General features: G+C 63.8%; 18 protein-coding genes and 1 pseudogene. 12 read left to right on the top strand and 7 right to left on the bottom strand.

Annotation, left to right across the window (positions count from 1 at the left end; translation table 11 throughout):
* Positions 1–10 precede the first annotated feature (10 nt).
* A complete protein-coding gene (locus art_RS13770) occupies positions 11–277 on the bottom strand; it encodes a type II toxin-antitoxin system RelE/ParE family toxin (protein WP_038465661.1) in 267 nt (88 codons plus the stop codon).
* On the bottom strand, positions 264–542 hold the full coding sequence (locus tag art_RS13775) for a hypothetical protein (protein ID WP_038465663.1): 279 nt from the start codon (positions 540–542) through the stop codon (positions 264–266). The genes art_RS13770 and art_RS13775 overlap by 14 nt, the downstream gene beginning before the upstream one ends.
* A gap of 116 nt (positions 543–658) precedes the next feature.
* On the opposite strand from art_RS13775, the gene art_RS21115 reads away from it, so the two are divergent.
* Positions 659–1,426 carry a class I SAM-dependent methyltransferase gene (locus art_RS21115; RefSeq protein WP_052136564.1) on the top strand — a complete coding sequence of 256 codons (768 nt, stop codon included), beginning with the start codon at positions 659–661 and terminating at the stop codon, positions 1,424–1,426.
* 259 nt (positions 1,427–1,685) lie between these two features.
* On the opposite strand, the gene art_RS13785 is transcribed toward art_RS21115, so the two are convergent.
* Positions 1,686–2,177: a hypothetical protein gene (locus art_RS13785; protein WP_038470234.1), complete on the bottom strand. Its 492-nt coding sequence runs from the start codon at positions 2,175–2,177 to the stop codon at positions 1,686–1,688.
* Between the two features lie 172 nt (positions 2,178–2,349).
* Positions 2,350–3,111, bottom strand: coding sequence for a MerR family transcriptional regulator (locus tag art_RS13790; protein WP_038465665.1), 762 nt, complete (start codon positions 3,109–3,111; stop codon positions 2,350–2,352).
* A 98-nt stretch (positions 3,112–3,209) separates the two neighbouring features.
* On the opposite strand from art_RS13790, the gene art_RS13795 reads away from it, so the two are divergent.
* Positions 3,210–3,566, top strand: a complete 357-nt coding sequence (locus art_RS13795) for a hypothetical protein (protein WP_038465667.1) — start codon at positions 3,210–3,212, stop codon at positions 3,564–3,566.
* On the opposite strand, the gene art_RS13800 is transcribed toward art_RS13795, so the two are convergent.
* Positions 3,563–4,201 carry a TIGR00730 family Rossman fold protein gene (locus art_RS13800; protein ID WP_162182061.1) on the bottom strand — a complete coding sequence of 213 codons (639 nt, stop codon included), beginning with the start codon at positions 4,199–4,201 and terminating at the stop codon, positions 3,563–3,565. The genes art_RS13795 and art_RS13800 overlap by 4 nt on opposite strands.
* On the opposite strand from art_RS13800, the pseudogene art_RS23335 reads away from it, so the two are divergent.
* A pseudogene (locus art_RS23335) lies at positions 4,200–4,478 on the top strand (hypothetical protein); the annotation flags it as partial. The gene art_RS13800 and the pseudogene art_RS23335 overlap by 2 nt on opposite strands.
* Here the strand turns inward: art_RS23335 and art_RS13805 are convergent.
* Positions 4,379–5,146, bottom strand: a complete 768-nt coding sequence (locus tag art_RS13805) for an HAD family hydrolase (RefSeq protein WP_082000301.1) — start codon at positions 5,144–5,146, stop codon at positions 4,379–4,381. The pseudogene art_RS23335 and the gene art_RS13805 overlap by 100 nt on opposite strands.
* A gap of 398 nt (positions 5,147–5,544) precedes the next feature.
* On the opposite strand from art_RS13805, the gene art_RS13810 reads away from it, so the two are divergent.
* The 9 genes from art_RS13810 (at position 5,545) to art_RS13850 (ending at position 15,228) form a co-directional block, all read left to right on the top strand.
* Positions 5,545–6,750 carry an AI-2E family transporter gene (locus art_RS13810; RefSeq protein WP_253901360.1) on the top strand — a complete coding sequence of 402 codons (1,206 nt, stop codon included), beginning with the start codon at positions 5,545–5,547 and terminating at the stop codon, positions 6,748–6,750.
* 134 nt (positions 6,751–6,884) lie between these two features.
* The gene (locus art_RS13815) at positions 6,885–7,904 is read left to right on the top strand and encodes a glutathione S-transferase family protein (protein ID WP_038465669.1); all 1,020 of its coding nucleotides are present in this window, start codon (positions 6,885–6,887) and stop codon (positions 7,902–7,904) included.
* Positions 7,905–8,794: 890 nt separating this feature from the next.
* Positions 8,795–9,289, top strand: coding sequence for a MarR family winged helix-turn-helix transcriptional regulator (locus tag art_RS13820; protein WP_038465671.1), 495 nt, complete (start codon positions 8,795–8,797; stop codon positions 9,287–9,289).
* Between the two features lie 208 nt (positions 9,290–9,497).
* On the top strand, positions 9,498–10,553 hold the full coding sequence (locus art_RS13825; RefSeq protein WP_082000302.1) for an iron-siderophore ABC transporter substrate-binding protein: 1,056 nt from the start codon (positions 9,498–9,500) through the stop codon (positions 10,551–10,553).
* A 161-nt stretch (positions 10,554–10,714) separates the two neighbouring features.
* Positions 10,715–11,719 carry an iron ABC transporter permease gene (locus tag art_RS13830; RefSeq protein WP_082000570.1) on the top strand — a complete coding sequence of 335 codons (1,005 nt, stop codon included), beginning with the start codon at positions 10,715–10,717 and terminating at the stop codon, positions 11,717–11,719.
* Between the two features lie 104 nt (positions 11,720–11,823).
* A complete protein-coding gene (locus art_RS13835) occupies positions 11,824–12,783 on the top strand; it encodes an iron chelate uptake ABC transporter family permease subunit (protein WP_052136978.1) in 960 nt (319 codons plus the stop codon).
* A gap of 1 nt (position 12,784) precedes the next feature.
* A complete protein-coding gene (locus art_RS13840) occupies positions 12,785–13,732 on the top strand; it encodes an ABC transporter ATP-binding protein (RefSeq protein WP_082000303.1) in 948 nt (315 codons plus the stop codon).
* On the top strand, positions 13,729–14,733 hold the full coding sequence (locus art_RS13845; RefSeq protein ID WP_253901361.1) for a siderophore-interacting protein: 1,005 nt from the start codon (positions 13,729–13,731) through the stop codon (positions 14,731–14,733). The genes art_RS13840 and art_RS13845 overlap by 4 nt, the downstream gene beginning before the upstream one ends.
* An 84-nt stretch (positions 14,734–14,817) precedes the next feature.
* The gene (locus art_RS13850; RefSeq protein ID WP_038465676.1) at positions 14,818–15,228 is read left to right on the top strand and encodes a VOC family protein; all 411 of its coding nucleotides are present in this window, start codon (positions 14,818–14,820) and stop codon (positions 15,226–15,228) included.
* Positions 15,229–15,334: 106 nt separating this feature from the next.
* Here the strand turns inward: art_RS13850 and art_RS13855 are convergent, their stop codons facing one another.
* Positions 15,335–15,826: a MarR family winged helix-turn-helix transcriptional regulator gene (locus art_RS13855; RefSeq protein WP_038465678.1), complete on the bottom strand. Its 492-nt coding sequence runs from the start codon at positions 15,824–15,826 to the stop codon at positions 15,335–15,337.
* Between the last annotated feature and the right edge of the window lie 100 nt (positions 15,827–15,926).

A 15,926-nucleotide genomic window follows, 5' to 3' on the forward strand; every position in this document is an offset into this window, starting at 1 on the left:
CTTCGTTGGGTCAATTCCGCCTGTAAACATCGCGTCTATGCGCCGCGCCGAAGATCACGACGAGTAATTGGCCATCATGAATCTCATACAACACCCGGTAGTCTCCGACTCGGATCCGCCAAGCATTGTCATCTCCGGCGAGCTCCTTCACACCGTCCGGCCGCGGATTCTCCTCCAGCAGTGTGATCGTGGCCAGAATCCGGTGCCGCAGGGGTTTGTCGAGCTTGTTCAACTCCTTGAGCGCAGCGCGGGTGAAGCTAACTTCATACCGGCTCAACGGGTGATGCAGTCGCAGCCAGCACCTCATCCCGACTGATCCTTGCGCCGTCATCTTCCTGTCGGGCACGGCGAAGGGCGACCAGGTCTTCCTGGTCATCAAGCCGTTCCAGCAATTCCAGGTCCTCAGGGCCGGTACGAACGGCTGCAATTTTGCCGCGGCGGGTGATGTTGATGCGTTCGTGGTCAAAAGCGGCCCGGCTAACGGCGTTGAAGAGGCCGGCATGCAGCTCTGCAACACTCATGGAACTGGTTCTTTCAGTCATAGGCACATTCGACTTTCAGATGTACAAACCGACCACATTGATCAGTTTGACGCAACTTGGGATTCATGCCGGGAACTTCAAGAAGGCACGCCCTGGCACTCGCTAGGCTTGCAGGCATGGATCAGGTCAACGGCACGCCCACAGCTTTCAGCGACAGTGCTGTCCTGCATGATGCCGTCCGCCCCGCATGGTCGGAGGAGGTCCTTACGTGGCTGCTGGGGTCACCGGAACCAGGCCAGCGGCTGGCGGCGCTGGATTTGGGAGCCGGTACGGGTCTAGGCACCCGGACCATCGCTTCTCTCGGCCACACTGTCACCGCGGTCGATACGTCCGCTGACATGCTGTCCGTGCTCCGAAAAGCCAAAAAAGATCTTTCGCCCGAAATTGCCGCCCGAATCGCCGCTGCAAAGGGCTCGGCGGAGCACATCCCTTTGAAAGATGACAGTGTCGACGCCATAGTTTGCCTCCAGGCTTGGCACTGGGTGGATCCCGAACTGGCGGTGCGTGAGTGCGATCGTGTGCTCAAACAAGACGGCATGATGGGACTGGCCTGGCATACCTGGGACCGCAGCAGCGAGTGGGTGAAGGCGCTCGCAGCAATCGTCGAGCCGGACGGAGCGCCTGCAGACCAAACCCGATGCGTGCCCAAAGAATTTGATGGCCGCGGCACTTTTGAACGCAAGGGCTTCCCCTTTAACTACGAACTTTCGGTCGACCAGCTTGTTCAACTCGCCAGCTCATGGGCTTTCGTTGCGCAGAGGCCGGACCATCGCGACGTTTTGGCGCAGATTCGCCATCTGGGTGAAGACGCGGCGTCACGCGACACGAGCCTTGTCAGGTTTCCCCACGTCACGGCCGCCTTCCGGCTGCGTCAGCATCATTGAGGCGCGGCATCGAATTCGTGATGCGAACGAAAAGACCCTCACCATTTTTGAAAACCAGTTTGGTTCGCAGCCTGCGGAAAACAATGCCAAATAGCGGAATCCCCACCGGCTCATTTTCGGTTCGTCTTCCGGTCTGGTGAGTTGTTGGTGGTTGCCCGCCGTGGACGACGGCGGAACCCGGGTGCCGCCGTCGTGCTTGGGTTTGGGGGTGGTTGGGCAGGATGCGGCAAGTAAGCTGCGCGCATTTGATATTGTCCTGCTACGTAACCGGTGACGGTTTCTTCCGCGCCGTTGCCTTGAACACCGCCGTCACGCTCAAGGCTATGACGATAAGGAGCGCGATCCCGCTGGCCATGTACAGGGGTGCTTCCAGCGCGGATGCCGCCTCGGCGTTCCATTCGTAATAGGTGTCTCCTACTGAGTTCAGGTTGGCGAACGACGTGAAGAAATATGCCGGCGCACCCAGGACAATGATTCCAGCCCATAGTGAGGTGGCTGCCCAGTTTGGAAGTGAGGTGTGGCGGACAAGTGTCATCGCGGCCCACGCAAGTGCGAGCAAGATGCCCAGCCCGGCGAAGACGAAACCCGGGGTGGTGGTGTACGCCTGGCCGGCAGCATCCATGTCGGCAATCGTGGTTTCAAGCGGCATCCCGCTTGCGGCAACCACCGCCCAGTCATTCATCAATGTTGCCCCGAGAATGGAGTAGACAATGATCGCAACGATTCCGAGGAGTGTGAGCAGTTTCCGCATCATGAAAGGCTAGCAGCGGCCCTCAATTGATTCCCCTACGTCACAGCCTGCCATCGTCTGCCAAGCCGCACGCAAACCGCGGACGACGGCGGAACCCGGGTGCCGCCGTCGTGCTTGGCTTTGGGGGCGGTTGGGTAAAGAAGCTGTCGCGCCACCTGTGACGAAGCCGCAACTATAGCTGCTTCAGCGCAAAGTCCTGCATCGCGGCAGCCAGCCATTCCGGAAGGTCCGGATGTATCCCAGCCACGAGATCACGCTGAAAACCCGATTCCAGATACAAGCTGGCCAGACCTTCATAAGCTTCCCTGCCCGGAACCCAACCTTCACTGATCAAGTCATGGTGGGCCCGCACCAGTGTGGCTGCCTCGGTTGATTGTGGCAGGTGGCCCTGCTGCATCGCAGTGGCAAGCCGGCCATAGAGCACATTGCCTCGTGTGGCAGCGGCTTCAAAGTCCTGCTCGTTCCAATCAGCCGTGCGCTTTTCCTCTGCGGCAAATGCAGCATCAACTGGAGGGCCGAACCGTTCGAGCAGCTCGCTCCGCAGCTCGGCTCGGCTGGTGCGGAGGCCGGCAAAGAAGTCCCGCTCAGCAAAGGGGCGCCCCCCAGCCATCTCGTCCAAGGTGAGATCCAGGGTGGAGAGTAGTCTGGTGAGCCGGTCGCGCTCTTCTGCAACGAGCTCCCTGTGAGCAATAAGCGCTGCGCGCTCGCCGGCAGCATCGTTGCGAGACAAGATGTCCTTGATCGACGCCAACGACAGCCCATAATCGCGCAGCAAGAGAATGCGTTGCAGCCGCAACAGCTGCTCACGTTCATACCAGCGGTAGCCGTTGTTACTGACCCGGCTTGGGTGCAACAGGCCCAGCTTGTCATAGTGGCGAAGCATCCGCGCACTAATTCCGGCGAGATCGGCAACCTGACTGATCGAGAGCGACATCCCGCCAGCCTACCGACTTGACCTTGACACTATGTCAACTTTTACGGTGGTGGACATAGGCAACTTCCGGCATCACGCCGCCACCGAAAGAGAAAACCATGATCCCTGCACAGTGGACCGCCGTCCACAGAGATGACGACAACGAGCTCCTCGGCTACCTCGCACCTACTGTTGGTGGGGACCATGTCATTCCAACGACGGTATTCGGCCATGAGCTTGCCGAACCATGCCACGTCGACGATGCCGTCGAGGTCCTTGAATCGACGGGGTTGAGCTATCTGGCGGACCGGTGGGAATTGCTGAGTGACGCACATTCTGAACCCATGACTGTCCAAATCGTTGAGGCCAGCCCTGCTTCGGTGACGGTTCAGAGCATCGACTACGGGCATGAGGGCGGCTACGGAACCCGATTCACGTTGGCAGCGCCAACCGGCAGCCGCCTGCAGCGCCGCTAGCGCTCGAGCGGGGCAGGGTCCTTCTGCCACTTGGGCGCCGGAGGCGTCCAGTTATTCAAGGCTTCCAATAAGTCCGCCGGATTGTCGCTGACAATCAGGTTGGATCGGGTGGCTTCGGAGATGAACCCGTTTGCGGTCATGGCATCCAATGCCGCCAGCAGGGGCTGCCAGTACCCGTCGATGTCGTAGAGCGCCACCGGTTTGCGGTGGATGCCCAACTGCTGCCACGTCCAGACCTCGAAGAGTTCTTCAAGCGTTCCCGCACCGCCAGGGAGGGCAATGAAGGCGTCGCTGAGTTCAGCCATGCGCATCTTGCGTGCGTGCATGTCGCCCACGACCTCAAGCTCGGTCAGCCCAGGATGGGCAATTTCTCCACTGACGAGCGACTGCGGAATGACACCAAGAACGTCGCCGCCCGCGGCCAAGGCGGAATCGGCCACGACGCCCATCAGCCCCACGTTTCCGCCGCCGTAGACGACGCAAATCCCGGTTTCGGCCAGGTGTTGCGCCAGTTTTGATGCTCCCTCACGGAAGGATGCCCGGGCGCCCATGGCGGAACCTGTAAAAACGGCTACGCGGCGCAGCTGCCCTGGCGTGCCGGCGGTGGAGGGTGTGCTCGTGGCATTATGCGTCATGTTCTCGTTCTCCCAGGGGCATGCGGTTGCGTTCCCTCAAGGTTATTGCAGCGCGAGGTGGGTGCCCGCCCAGCCGCGGCCGACAGCGGAAGGTGCGTTCAGCCGCCGTGCCTGGCAACCGCTTCATGGCCGAAAGGGAACGGGCCCACTGCACTGTTGCCCTGATGTTTACATTGATTACAGTGAATATATGAGTGCAACTGTGCCGCTTGGTCGTCCCCTCTCCGTTCGCCTGCCCGAAGAGTTGCGCGAACGTGTCGGGGCCCTTGCAATGGCAACCCGCCGGAGCCAGGGCGATATTGTGCGTGAGGTTTTGGAACGGTATTTGCCGGAGCTGGAGTGGGAGCAGCGCGTGGCGGCGCGGGCGCCCTCAATGTCCACGCGGAAGTTGTCGCCCACGTACAGCACCTGGCTCGGTGGCAGCTCGAGACTGTGGCAGGGCTGGAGGAATGCTGACTTGTCCGGCTTGGCATGGCCCATTTGCTCCGAACTGAAGAGCACATCAACCAGCGGTTCCAACCCGATACTGGTGATTTTCATCGACTGCTGTTCATGGTTGCCGTTGGTGATGATTCCGACGCGCATGCCGAGGTCCCGCAGGCGTTGCAGTGTTGGCGCCGCGTCTGGAAATGCAGTCCAGGCGTTCTCGTAACTCCGCAGGTACACCGCAAACAGTTTGTCGTGCCCAGTCTCTCCGCCGCCATGCGGTTGGCCGGCTTCGAGAAGGAATTGGCGCAGCCGCTTCCGGCGCTGTTCCTGAAAGCTGAGTTCGCCGGACAGGAAGCGGTCGTAGCAGGCCTGCTCGATCTCAATCCAGCGCTGCTGCAGCCCGGGCGTCAACTCCAGCCCCAGGCTCCGAACGAAAGCACCCAGCCCTTCCCGGGTGGACGCCTCATGGTCGAACAAGGTGTTGTCCAAGTCAAACAAGACGGCTCGAATATCCACACCCCCAGACTAACCGGGGCGGGCGCGGTGAACGGCGGCGGAATCTTGAGCCTCCGTCGACGGTCCTCCGCATGGGCGGTGATCTTGTGGATCGCTCACCGGGGGTATGTCGATCATGGACAGGACCAAATCGCCGGGTAAAGCGCCCTCACCCGGGTTGGGCCGTGTTCAGGTGAGGGTGCGCCCGCGAAATGCGCCTCCCGGAGCCGCGGCCGCATGCCATAATCATGAACGAGCGTGCCGCACGTGGCATGCACCGCCTTGAGTTTGGGGAAATCCGTGGATCAACTGTTCGTGACCGATTGCGCCGATATTCACCGGCGTCATTCCCTGCGCCCCGCGCCTGGCGTTGGATCAGTTGGGGCTGCCGCCGATGTTCATGACGGGCAGGTGCAGTCATGGCTGAAATAACCCCCGAAGAAAACCCCCCGGCCACGGGGGCCGCGACGCCCGCAGCGACTGGACCCGCGGCTCCGGCCAAGGCAAGCGAAGCTGCTGCCGCAACCGATGTGGACGCTTCGCCGCACGGCCGCAACGCAGGACGTCGCCGCCGCGTATTCAGCCGCATGGACTCCCCGTTCCGCACCGGCTTCCTCCTGACGCTGGGCGGCCTGACGGCCCTCGTCCTGGGCCTTGCCGTGCAGGATCTGGTGAGCGTCATCATTTACATTGTGGTGGCCCTCTTCATCTCCCTTGGCTTGAATCCCGTGGTGGTGGCGCTGCAGAAGCGCGGGATGGGACGGCCGGCCGCCGTGGCCACCGCCTTTGGCCTGGTCATTGCCGCCATTGCCCTGCTCTTGAGCCTGGTGATCCCCACCGTGGTGGATCAAATCGCGCAATTCGTACAGTCCGTTCCGGCCATGGTCCGGGATTTCCAAGGCAGCGGAACGTACGCCTGGCTTGAGGAGTCCTTCAGCGATTCCCTGGCCGGGATCCTTGCCGACATCCAGGCCTTCCTGACCAACCCCGGCAATATCGCCGCCATAGGCGGCGGAGCGCTGCAGGTGGGCGCCTCCTTGCTCAACGCGGGCAGCGGCCTCATTGTGATTCTGGTGCTGGCCCTGTACTTCCTGGCCTCGCTGCCGCAGATGACCGCCGCCATGTACACGCTGGCCCCGGCCCGCGACCGAGGCAAGCTGGCGGAACTGACTGAACAAATCACCGGATCCGTGGGATCCTACGTCGGCGGCATGATCATTCTGGCGTTCATCAACGGCTCGCTGGTGGGCATCCTCTATTTCACGCTCGGCCTGCCCTTTGCCCTGCTGATGGGCGTTGCGGCACTTTGCATCACCCTGATCCCCATGATCGGCACCGTCCTGTTCTGGGTGATCGGCACAGGCATGGCGCTCTTCACGGGCCTCACGCCGGCCATCATCTTCGCCATCGCCTACCTCATCTACATGCAGATTGAGGCATATGTCATGACGCCGCGCATCATGAACCGCGCCGTGTCCGTTCCGGGGCCGCTGGTCATCATCAGCGCCGTTGCGGGCGGCACCCTGATGGGCCTGCTGGGCGCCTTCATTGCCATTCCGGTCACGGCATCAATCCTGCTGATCATCAGGCAGGTGTGGGTGCCGCGGCAAAACGCCAAGGTTTAGCGCCGCCCGCGTGAGCCGCACCCAACCGCGGACGACGGCGGCACCCGCGTGCCGCCGTCGTGCCTGGCCTTGAATGTGGCCGGCTTGGGCAAATAATCCGGGCAGCGTTCAGGCTGCGGCGCTAGGCTGGCGATATGGACACTCAGGGAACGCAGTCAACGGACCAGGAATTCAGCACCAAGGGCGCCTACGTCACGGGCGCCGAATACACGCGGGACACCAACTACATTGAAACCCGGATCACGCGCGACGGTGCCGACGGTTACCCCGTAGAGGCCGGCCGCTACCGCCTCGTCGTCGCGCGGGCGTGTCCGTGGGCGCACCGCTCCACGATTGTCCGCCGCCTGCTGGGTCTGGAGGACGCCATTTCGATCGGTGTCTGCGGCCCCACGCACGACGTCCGCTCCTGGACCTTCGACCTCGACGAAGGCGGCGTGGACCCGGTCCTGGGCATCGAGCGCCTGCAGGACGCGTACTTCAAGCGCACCCCGAACTACCCGCGCGGCATCACCGTCCCGGCCATCGTGGACGTGCCCAGCGGCGCCGTGGTGACGAACAATTTCCCGCAAATCACGCTCGACTTTTCCACCGAGTGGACCGAGTTCCACCGCGAAGGCGCCCCGGATTTGTACCCGGAAGCGCTGCGCGAGGAGATGGAGTCGGTGATGAAGCGCATTTTCACCGAAGTCAACAACGGCGTCTACCGCTGCGGATTCGCCGGATCCCAGGAGGCCTACAACGCGGCTTATGAGCGCCTGTTCACCGCCCTTGACTGGCTGGAGGAACGCCTCGCCGGGCAGCGCTACCTCATGGGCGGCTCCATCACCGAGGCCGACGTCCGCCTGTTCACCACCCTGGTCCGCTTTGACGCTGTCTACCACGGACACTTCAAATGCAACCGCAACAAACTCATCGAAATGCCCGTGCTCTGGGCCTACGCGCGCGACCTCTTCCAGACCCCCGGCTTCGGCGACACCGTGAACTTCCAACAAATCAAGGACCACTACTACATCGTCCACACCGACCTGAACCCCACCCAGATCGTCCCGCTCGGCCCCGACACGTCCGGATGGACGACGGCGCACGGCCGCGAGGAGCTGGGTGGGAGCCCGTTCGGGGCCGGGACTGCGCCCACGCGCCCGGTGGACGCATAACGCCGCTTGGTAGAATGGCTTTAGATATAGAAGGGGCCGTCATGGCCGCTGAGTTTGATATCGAGGGCCGTTGGCCGGAGTTGTTTGAGCAGCTCGACGCCGTGCAACGGAGTGCGTCCGAGCGTCACCGCAATGTGGTGGCAGTCCCGCGCTGATGTCTTCCGAGGACGATTTGTGGGCGTCGTACTGCTATCCGGAGATGTACGACCCTGCCACGACGCGGGGACGCTCCGCAATTTGTTTGGAGAACGCGACGCCACCGTTCCGAGTCTGGTGGAATACGGTGAAACAGCCGATCGCAGTCGTGAACTTTTGCGCGGTGAGGCCAACTTGACGCGCACATACGACGCTGAGCAGGCGCGGGCCACCCACCTGCACTTGTTCCAAGACCTTTATGACTGGTCCGGGAGTACCGCGCAGTCAACATTTTCAAGGGCGCACCCCGTGGATTTGCCGACGTCCACGGGGTGAAATTGACCGCTATTTGGCTGATGCGCGGGACCTTGTCGTGTCGACAACATGGGCCGGCCTTGGCCGTGAAGAGGTCGCGAAACGCGCCGCAACCCACTGCCGCTGAGTGCTCTCGCTGCGCAAGACATCACGTATGCGCCGAGGTGGGTGCGGACGTGGCGCATGGACAAAGGGCGCTTTGGGCCTGCGCAGTGGCCCGGCCTGGCGTGGCGCAGCTCTTGCACTGGCGCCACGCTGGCACCTTCCGTGGAGCATGGGCAAAGCGGCCGTGGGTAATGCGCCACGCTTGCTCCTGGTGCGGAGCATCAACAAAGCCACGTGGGTATATGCACCGCGGCAGTTGTTCGAGGGGCGCATGCCAAATGCCGTGGGTTGGTCAAACCGCGCCCCGCACCAGTGAACCGTGAAAAGATGGCGCCATGACTGACATGGAACCACGCTGGCTCAATGAGCAAGAACGTGCCGCATGGCTGGCACTGCTCTCCATCACCACCATGCTGCCCGGAGCACTCGAGACGCCACTGCAAGAGGCTGCCAAGCTGTCCCTTTTTGAGTACAACGTGCTAGCCATGCTGTCCGAAGCTGAGGGCGAGGCCCTGCCCATGAGCGAGCTGGCCGCACGGACCAGCGCCTCATTGTCCCGGCTGTCGCATGTGGCGAAGAAGCTCCAGGCGCGCGGTCTCGTGCAGCGTTCGGTCCACGTCGCAGATGCCCGAGTCACCCAGGCTGCCATAACCGCCGACGGCATGGCGCTGATCCAATCGTTGGCGCCGGCGCATGTTGAGACCGTTCGTGAGTTCGTCTTTGACCGGCTGGACGGAACAGATGTCGCTGACCTGGCGCGCATTGGCCGCAAGCTCGTACAGGGCCTGGATGAAACGCACTGGACGCTGCGCCCGGCGGTGCAGCACTGATTCGGGCCCAAGGCTATCCACGCGTCGGCCTTGGCGTGACGCTGGACACATTTCACCCCGAAAGACCCCGGGTTTTTGCCGACACTAACGCTCGAAGCGTCAAATAGGGCAACAAAACGTTCCCTATTGGAAAGTTGATCCCGTAAGGTAGGTAAGGCTTGCATAACTTAGGCAGGCATCGCCATTGGGGTCACCGTTAGGAAGTGTTATGGAATTTTCTCGCCGCCAAGGTCTCAAGCTGGGACTCACCGCATCACTTGGAGCGTTGGGAGTGGCTTTGGCCGGCTGCTCAACAGGTGAAGTGGGCGGGACAGATTCACAAAACACCCAAGCAGCGTCGGACAAATTCCCCGTCACGGTCAAACACATTTACGGCGAAACAGTCATCAAGGAAGCGCCGCAGCGCGTGGCCACGGTCTCCTGGGTCAACGACGACATCGCCATTGCCCTCGGTGTCATCCCGGTGGGCATGCCCAAGAACGAATGGGGCGGCAACGACCAAGGCTCCGTGCCGTGGAAGGACGCGGCCCTGGAAAAGGCCGGCGCAGCCATCGGCACCGACAAGGCTCCGGTCCAGTATTCCGAAGCCGACGGCGTTAACTTCACCGAGATCGCCAAGACCACCCCGGACCTCATCCTGGCCGCCTACTCGGGCCTGACTCAGGAGGACTACGACAAGCTCAGCAAGATCGCCCCCGTCATCGCCTTCCCGGAAGCCCCCTACGGCACCTCCTGGCAGGATTCCACCACCATGATCGGCGCCGCGCTGGGCCGCTCGCAGGCCGCCAAAGACCTCATCGCCGCCACGGAAAAGACCGTAGCCGAGCAGGCCGCCAAGTACCCATCCATCAAGGGCAAGACCTTCATCTACGGCAACCTCGAACCGGCCAAGAGCGACGGCGTCAACGTGTACCTCTCCGGCGACAACCGCCCCAAGTTCCTCACCGGCATTGGCATGAAGCTGGCCCCCGTAGTGGTTGAGGCTGAGAAGGGCACCGACGGATTCTTCATCCCCTGGTCCGCCGAGAAGGCCAACGAGCTCGATTCCCAGGTGTTCATCAGCTGGGTTCCCGACAACAAGACCAAGGAAGCCATCACCAAGGACCCGCTGCTGGGCCAGATCCCCGCGGTCAAGTCCGGTGCCTTCGTGGCTGACTCCGACAACACACTCACCCTGGCCATCTCCGCCTCGTCCCCGCTGAGCCTGCCCTGGGCCCTGGATGCGTTCCTGCCCCAGCTCGCCGCGGCCGCCGACAAGGTCTAAGGACAGTTGCAGTGACAAGCGCACCAGCATCCGTAGGGCAGGGACTATCCGTGGGGGAAGGCACGACGCCGGCCTCCGCCTCCCAGCCTTCCCCCGCTGCCGCCCTGGTCGCCGCGGCGGCTGCGCGGCAGAATCGCGGACACGCCCAGTCTCCGGCGGTGATGGGCTTCAGCACCGGCCGCCGCCTGGGCTGGATGCTGGTGCTGGGTGCAGTTTTGATGCTGGTTGTCCTGGCCTCACTGGCCATCGGTGCCCGCAGCATCGCACCCTCAACCGTGCTGGATGCGCTGTTCCATTTTGACCCCGCCAACGGCAACCATGCCGTGGTTCACTCCCGGATTGTGCGTACCGTCGCCGGGCTCGTCGTGGGCCTGTCGCTGGGTTTGGCTGGGACATCCATGCAGGGCGTGGCCCGCAATCCGCTGGCCGATCCCGGCATCCTCGGTGTCAACGCGGGAGCCTCCCTTGCCGTGGTTGTGGGGATTTTCTTTTTTGGCGCCGTCAGCGTCTCCAACTATTTGTGGTTCGCCTTCGCAGGGAGTGCGGTTGCCGCCGTCGTGGTTTATTTGGTGGCCAGCCTGGGGCGCAGCGGTGCAACACCCGTCAAGCTCGCCCTGGCCGGGGCCGCCATGGCGGCGGGCATGGGTTCGCTCATGAGCGCCATGCTGGTCACGAGCCAGGACTCGCTGGAGCTGTTCCGGCGCTGGCAGCTCGGGGCGCTGGCCGGGAAGTCCTGGGACTCCATCATGGCCGTGCTGCCGTTTGTTGCCGTGGGTGTGGTGATTTTGCTGTGCACGGGCCGGCTGCTCAACACGCTCGCTCTGGGCGATGACATGGCCCGCGGCCTGGGCCAGCGCCCCGGACTGGGACGGGCCATCTCCGCCGTGGGCATTGTGCTGCTGTGCGGTTCCGCCACGGCGCTCGCCGGTCCCATTGGCTTTATCGGGCTGGTTGTCCCGCACCTGCTGCGCGGGCTGGTGGGTCCGGACTATCGCTGGCTGCTGCCGCTCTCGCTGCTGGCCGCCCCGGCCGTGCTGCTGGCGGCCGACGTCGTGGGGCGGGTCATTCTCCTCCCCGGCGAGGTGCCCGCCGGCATCCTTGCCGCGATCATTGGCGCTCCGGTCTTCATCGCCGTGGTGCGCCGCGGAAAGCAGGCCGAGCTGTGAGCGTCCTGGACCAGGCAGCCACGCCCAACCCCGCGCCGCCCACGGTGAGTCCCGGCTGGCTGCGGGATCAGCGCAAGGCGCCGCGCCGCCGTCGCGCCTTCCTCATGGGCGGGATGGGGCTGCTGGTGTTCACCCTGCTGGCCGTGAACGTCCTGCTGGGCAGCTACACCGTGACGATTCCGGACTTCTTCGCCATGCTGGGCGGGAAAAACATTCCCGGTGCGAGCTTCATCGTTATGGAAAACAAGCTGCCGCAGGCGCTGCTGGGCCTGCTCGCCGGGGTGTCGTTCGGCATGGCCGGTGCCGTGTTCCAGTCAATGCTGCGCAACCCCCTCGCAAGCCCCGACATCATTGGCATCAGCTACGGCGCCAGCGCCACCGCCGTTGCCGCCGTGGTGCTGTTCGGTGTGCGCGGGGCGGGCGTTTCGGCGGCCGCGATCATTGGTGCGCTGCTGGTTGCCCTGCTGATCACGGTGCTGGCCCGGGGCCGAGGCGGGACCGGGTTGATCTTGATTGGCATTGGTGCGGCGGCGTTCATGCAGGCCGTGGTCACGTTCCTGATGTCCCGCGCCAACATTAGCAATGCGCAGGAGCTCATGGTGTGGCTGACGGGATCGTTGAACTCGGCGAATTGGGAGCGTGTGGGGATCCTGGCCGTGGCGCTGCTGGTGCTGGCGCCCCTGGTGGCTGTTGGCGGGCGGGACTTGCGCGGGCTGTCGCTTGGCGATGACACGGCCGCCGGACTCGGTTTCAACGTCCCCCGGGCTCGTCTGCTACTGACCATTCTCGGCGTGCTGCTTGCCGCCTTCCCCACAGCTGCCGCCGGACCCATCGCCTTCGTGGCGTTCCTGTCCGGGCCCATCGCCAAGCGGCTCAACGGGGGAGCGGCCAGCCTTCCGCTTTCCGGGCTGGTCGGCGCCGCCATTGTGCTGGCCGCCCATTTTGCCGCCGTCAACGTCATCCCGGGAACATCGCTGCCGGTGGGGGTTGTCACCGGAATCCTGGGTGCGCCATTCCTGCTGTGGCTGCTCATCTCATCCAACCGTGCCAACCAAGGAGGCTGACATGGCATTTGCCGCAGCGAACCGTGCCGAGAAGAACCCGGCCGCAGCGAACCGTGCCGCAACCCTTGCCGCCCGTGGCCTGTCCCTGGGCTATGGCGAGCGGACCATTGTTGAGGGTCTGGACGTGGAACTTCCCGCAGGAAAGGTGACCATCATTGTGGGAGCCAACGCCTGCGGAAAATCCACCCTGCTGCGCGGGTTGGCCAGGCTGCTCAAGCCGGGTGCCGGCGTCGTGCATCTCAACGGGGAGGACATCCACAAGGTGCCCACCCGTCAGCTGGCCCGCCAGCTGGGCATCCTGCCACAAACGCCAACGGCGCCCGACGGCATCAGCGTTGCGGACCTGGTGGGGCGGGGCCGCAGTCCGCATCAGGGCTGGTTCAGGCAGTGGACGGCCGCCGACGACGACGCCGTGGCCGCCGCCCTCAGCGTCACCGGGACGGCTGACCTTGCCGGGCGCAGCATCGACGAGCTCTCCGGCGGGCAGCGGCAGCGCGTGTGGATTGCCATGGCGCTGGCCCAGGAAACCGGGGTGCTGCTGCTGGATGAACCCACCACGTACCTCGATCTGGCTCACCAGGTGGAGGTGCTCGACGTCGTGTCGGAACTCAATGCCCGGCGCGGGATCACGGTGGCGATTGTGCTGCACGACCTGAATCTGGCCGCGCGCTATGCCGACCACCTGATCGCCATGAAATCCGGGGCGATCGTGGCGCAGGGCATGCCCGGCCAGGTGCTGACGGCCGAATTGGTTCGGCGCGTGTTTGGGCTGGAGTCGGTGGTGGTGGCGGACCCCGTGGTGGGCACGCCCATGGTGGTGCCGATAGGGCGGCGGGCGGCACTGCTGGCCGACGCCGCGGCCCAGCGGCTCTCGGAATCGGAAATTGTTGGCAGTGCGGAAATTGGCAGTGCGGAAGTTGTAGCAACGTCGGAAGGGGCGCGGGCATGAACAACGCAGTAATGGAAAACGGCACGACAGTGGATGGCGGCGCGAAGGCTGATCTGGCGGCGGATCCGGTCATGCCCATGCGGGCTTTCGAGCTGCGGGTCAGCGCCGTGGCGCAACTGACGCCGCACTTTCGCCGCCTCACCTTCCAGGGAACGGATCTGGAACTGTTCGGCTCCAATGTGGACGGGCAGACACTGGATTTGCGCGTCAAGGTCATGATTCCCTCGCCCGGGCATGCATTGCCGGAGCTGAGCAACATCCGCGGCTCGCTGCAGGAGGACTGGTACCAAGGCTGGCTCGCCGTGGATGAATCGCGGCGCGGCGTAATGCGCACGTACACGGTGCGGGCATTGCGCCCGTCCGTGCCGGCATCCGCCGACGGGCCGGGCGATCCCGCGGAACTGGACATTGATTTTGTGCTGCACCTGGACGGTGGATCCGGCCCGGCCGCCGAATGGGCCGCCGCAGCCCGGCCCGGCGACACCCTTATGCTGGTGGGCCCGTGCGCACGGTGGGGCGACTGCCTGGGCATCGAATATGCGCCCGGCGAGGCTGAACGGGTGCTGCTTGTGGGGGACGAGACGGCCGTTCCTGCCATCGCCGCCATTCTTGAAACTCTGCCGCCCCACATCAGCGGCCATGCCGTGCTCGAAGTTCCTTCTGCTGAGGATTTCCTGGATATCTCCACGCCGGCCAACGTTGAGGTCCGCTGGCTCGCACGCGGGGCCAAGGACCATGGCGAGGAACTGTCGCGGCATGTGCGCGCCCTGGTGGTGCCGGCCGCATGCGAGGTGGGCGAAGAGCCCGAAGATGTGGACGTCGACGCCACCATCCTGTGGGAAACGCCGGCCGCCACCGCCGGGCACGGCCTGTACGCCTGGATTGCCGGAGAAGCTGCAACCATCAAGGCGCTGCGCCGCTACCTGGTGCGCGACGTCGGCATGGACCGGAACTCGGTTGCCTTCATGGGGTATTGGCGCAAGGGCCAGGCACTTTCATAAACACCGAGCCCTCTGCTGACACAGGGTGCAAATGGGAGCATAATTTCACTTGTCCCATCCAATCCACCCGTCAGGAGATGCACCATGACCGCACGACTCAACCCCTACCTAAACTTCCGCGACACCGCCCGCGGTGCCATGGAGTTCTACCACTCCGTCTTTGGCGGCACGCTGGACCTGAGCACGTATGGCGAGTCGGGCGTCTTCAATGACCCCGCCGAGTCGGAGAAGATCATGCACGGCATGCTCACGGGCGACAACGGCATCATCCTCATGGGTGCCGACGTCCCCAACTCCATGGAATACACCGCGCCTTCCAACATCTCCCTCTCAGGGGACGACGACGTCCTGCTGCGCGGCTGGTGGGACAAGCTGTCGGACGGCGCAACCGTGGGCGAGCCACTCACCCAGGCGCCATGGGGCGACACCTTCGGTATGCTGACCGACAAGTTCGGCGTGCCGTGGATGGTGAACATTGCCGGAACACCCGGGTAGCCGCCTGCGCCCGTCAGCCTGACCAGAAGGCCAAACTAGACGCGATATCACCTTTGGTGAGCGATCGTTTGCCGAAAGTGCCCCGTATATGAGCGAGGGTTTGTCTTTAGTTGTGGAGCTGGGCCAAGATGCGGGCCAGCTCGGCCCGGTCGTGGTCGTTGAGCCGGGCAAAGTATTCGCTGGACTTGCCGCGGCGCTCCTCCTGGACATCGGCAAAGAGCTTTTGCCCGGCAGGCGTGGCCACGATCAACGTGGCCCGCCGGTCCGTGGGGTCGGGCTTGCGCCGGACCAATCCCTTGGCCTCGAGCTGGTCGACCACCTCGGTGGCCGACCGCGGTGCAATGCGCAGCCGCTCGGCCAGGTCCTTCAGCCGGACATCGCCAGGGACGGCGCAGTCGTCGGCGCCGGCAGCCGGACCGCCGGCTGGACCGCTGGAAGCCGGGTCACCTCGCCGTCCCCGCATGAGTGTCAGCAGCGCCCGCCACTGGTGCGGGGTCAAGTCCCAGGGTGCCAGCTGCTCGGACCAGGTGCGGCGCAAGCCCCTGAAGGCGCCGTGAAACAGCTCGCCAAGGTCGGGTGTGGTGTCGGGGGAAGCCATACAAACAGCATACTAAATTTGACTGCCAACCACATAGTGAGGTAACCTCTCTATTAGTTGGTGCGAGTCCCGCACCCCGCACACCATTTGGAGGTGGCGC

It is taken from the genome of Arthrobacter sp. PAMC 25486, assembly GCF_000785535.1.
In the GTDB taxonomy this organism is placed as follows: Bacteria; Actinomycetota; Actinomycetes; order Actinomycetales; family Micrococcaceae; genus Specibacter.

Coding starts and splice junctions, on each gene's coding strand:
- art_RS13840 (WP_082000303.1), top strand. CDS start 12,785: ATGGCATTTGCCGCAGCGAACCGTGCCGAGAAGAACCCGGCCGCAGCG.
- art_RS13850 (WP_038465676.1), top strand. CDS start 14,818: ATGACCGCACGACTCAACCCCTACCTAAACTTCCGCGACACCGCCCGC.
- art_RS13815 (WP_038465669.1), top strand. CDS start 6,885: ATGGACACTCAGGGAACGCAGTCAACGGACCAGGAATTCAGCACCAAG.
- art_RS13830 (WP_082000570.1), top strand. CDS start 10,715: ATGGGCTTCAGCACCGGCCGCCGCCTGGGCTGGATGCTGGTGCTGGGT.
- art_RS13800 (WP_162182061.1), bottom strand. CDS start 4,201: ATGACGCATAATGCCACGAGCACACCCTCCACCGCCGGCACGCCAGGG.
- art_RS13775 (WP_038465663.1), bottom strand. CDS start 542: ATGACTGAAAGAACCAGTTCCATGAGTGTTGCAGAGCTGCATGCCGGC.
- art_RS21115 (WP_052136564.1), top strand. CDS start 659: ATGGATCAGGTCAACGGCACGCCCACAGCTTTCAGCGACAGTGCTGTC.
- art_RS13820 (WP_038465671.1), top strand. CDS start 8,795: ATGACTGACATGGAACCACGCTGGCTCAATGAGCAAGAACGTGCCGCA.
- art_RS13785 (WP_038470234.1), bottom strand. CDS start 2,177: ATGCGGAAACTGCTCACACTCCTCGGAATCGTTGCGATCATTGTCTAC.
- art_RS13810 (WP_253901360.1), top strand. CDS start 5,545: ATGGCTGAAATAACCCCCGAAGAAAACCCCCCGGCCACGGGGGCCGCG.
- art_RS13855 (WP_038465678.1), bottom strand. CDS start 15,826: ATGGCTTCCCCCGACACCACACCCGACCTTGGCGAGCTGTTTCACGGC.
- art_RS13795 (WP_038465667.1), top strand. CDS start 3,210: ATGATCCCTGCACAGTGGACCGCCGTCCACAGAGATGACGACAACGAG.
- art_RS13825 (WP_082000302.1), top strand. CDS start 9,498: ATGGAATTTTCTCGCCGCCAAGGTCTCAAGCTGGGACTCACCGCATCA.
- art_RS13835 (WP_052136978.1), top strand. CDS start 11,824: ATGGGCGGGATGGGGCTGCTGGTGTTCACCCTGCTGGCCGTGAACGTC.
- art_RS13845 (WP_253901361.1), top strand. CDS start 13,729: ATGAACAACGCAGTAATGGAAAACGGCACGACAGTGGATGGCGGCGCG.
- art_RS13790 (WP_038465665.1), bottom strand. CDS start 3,111: ATGTCGCTCTCGATCAGTCAGGTTGCCGATCTCGCCGGAATTAGTGCG.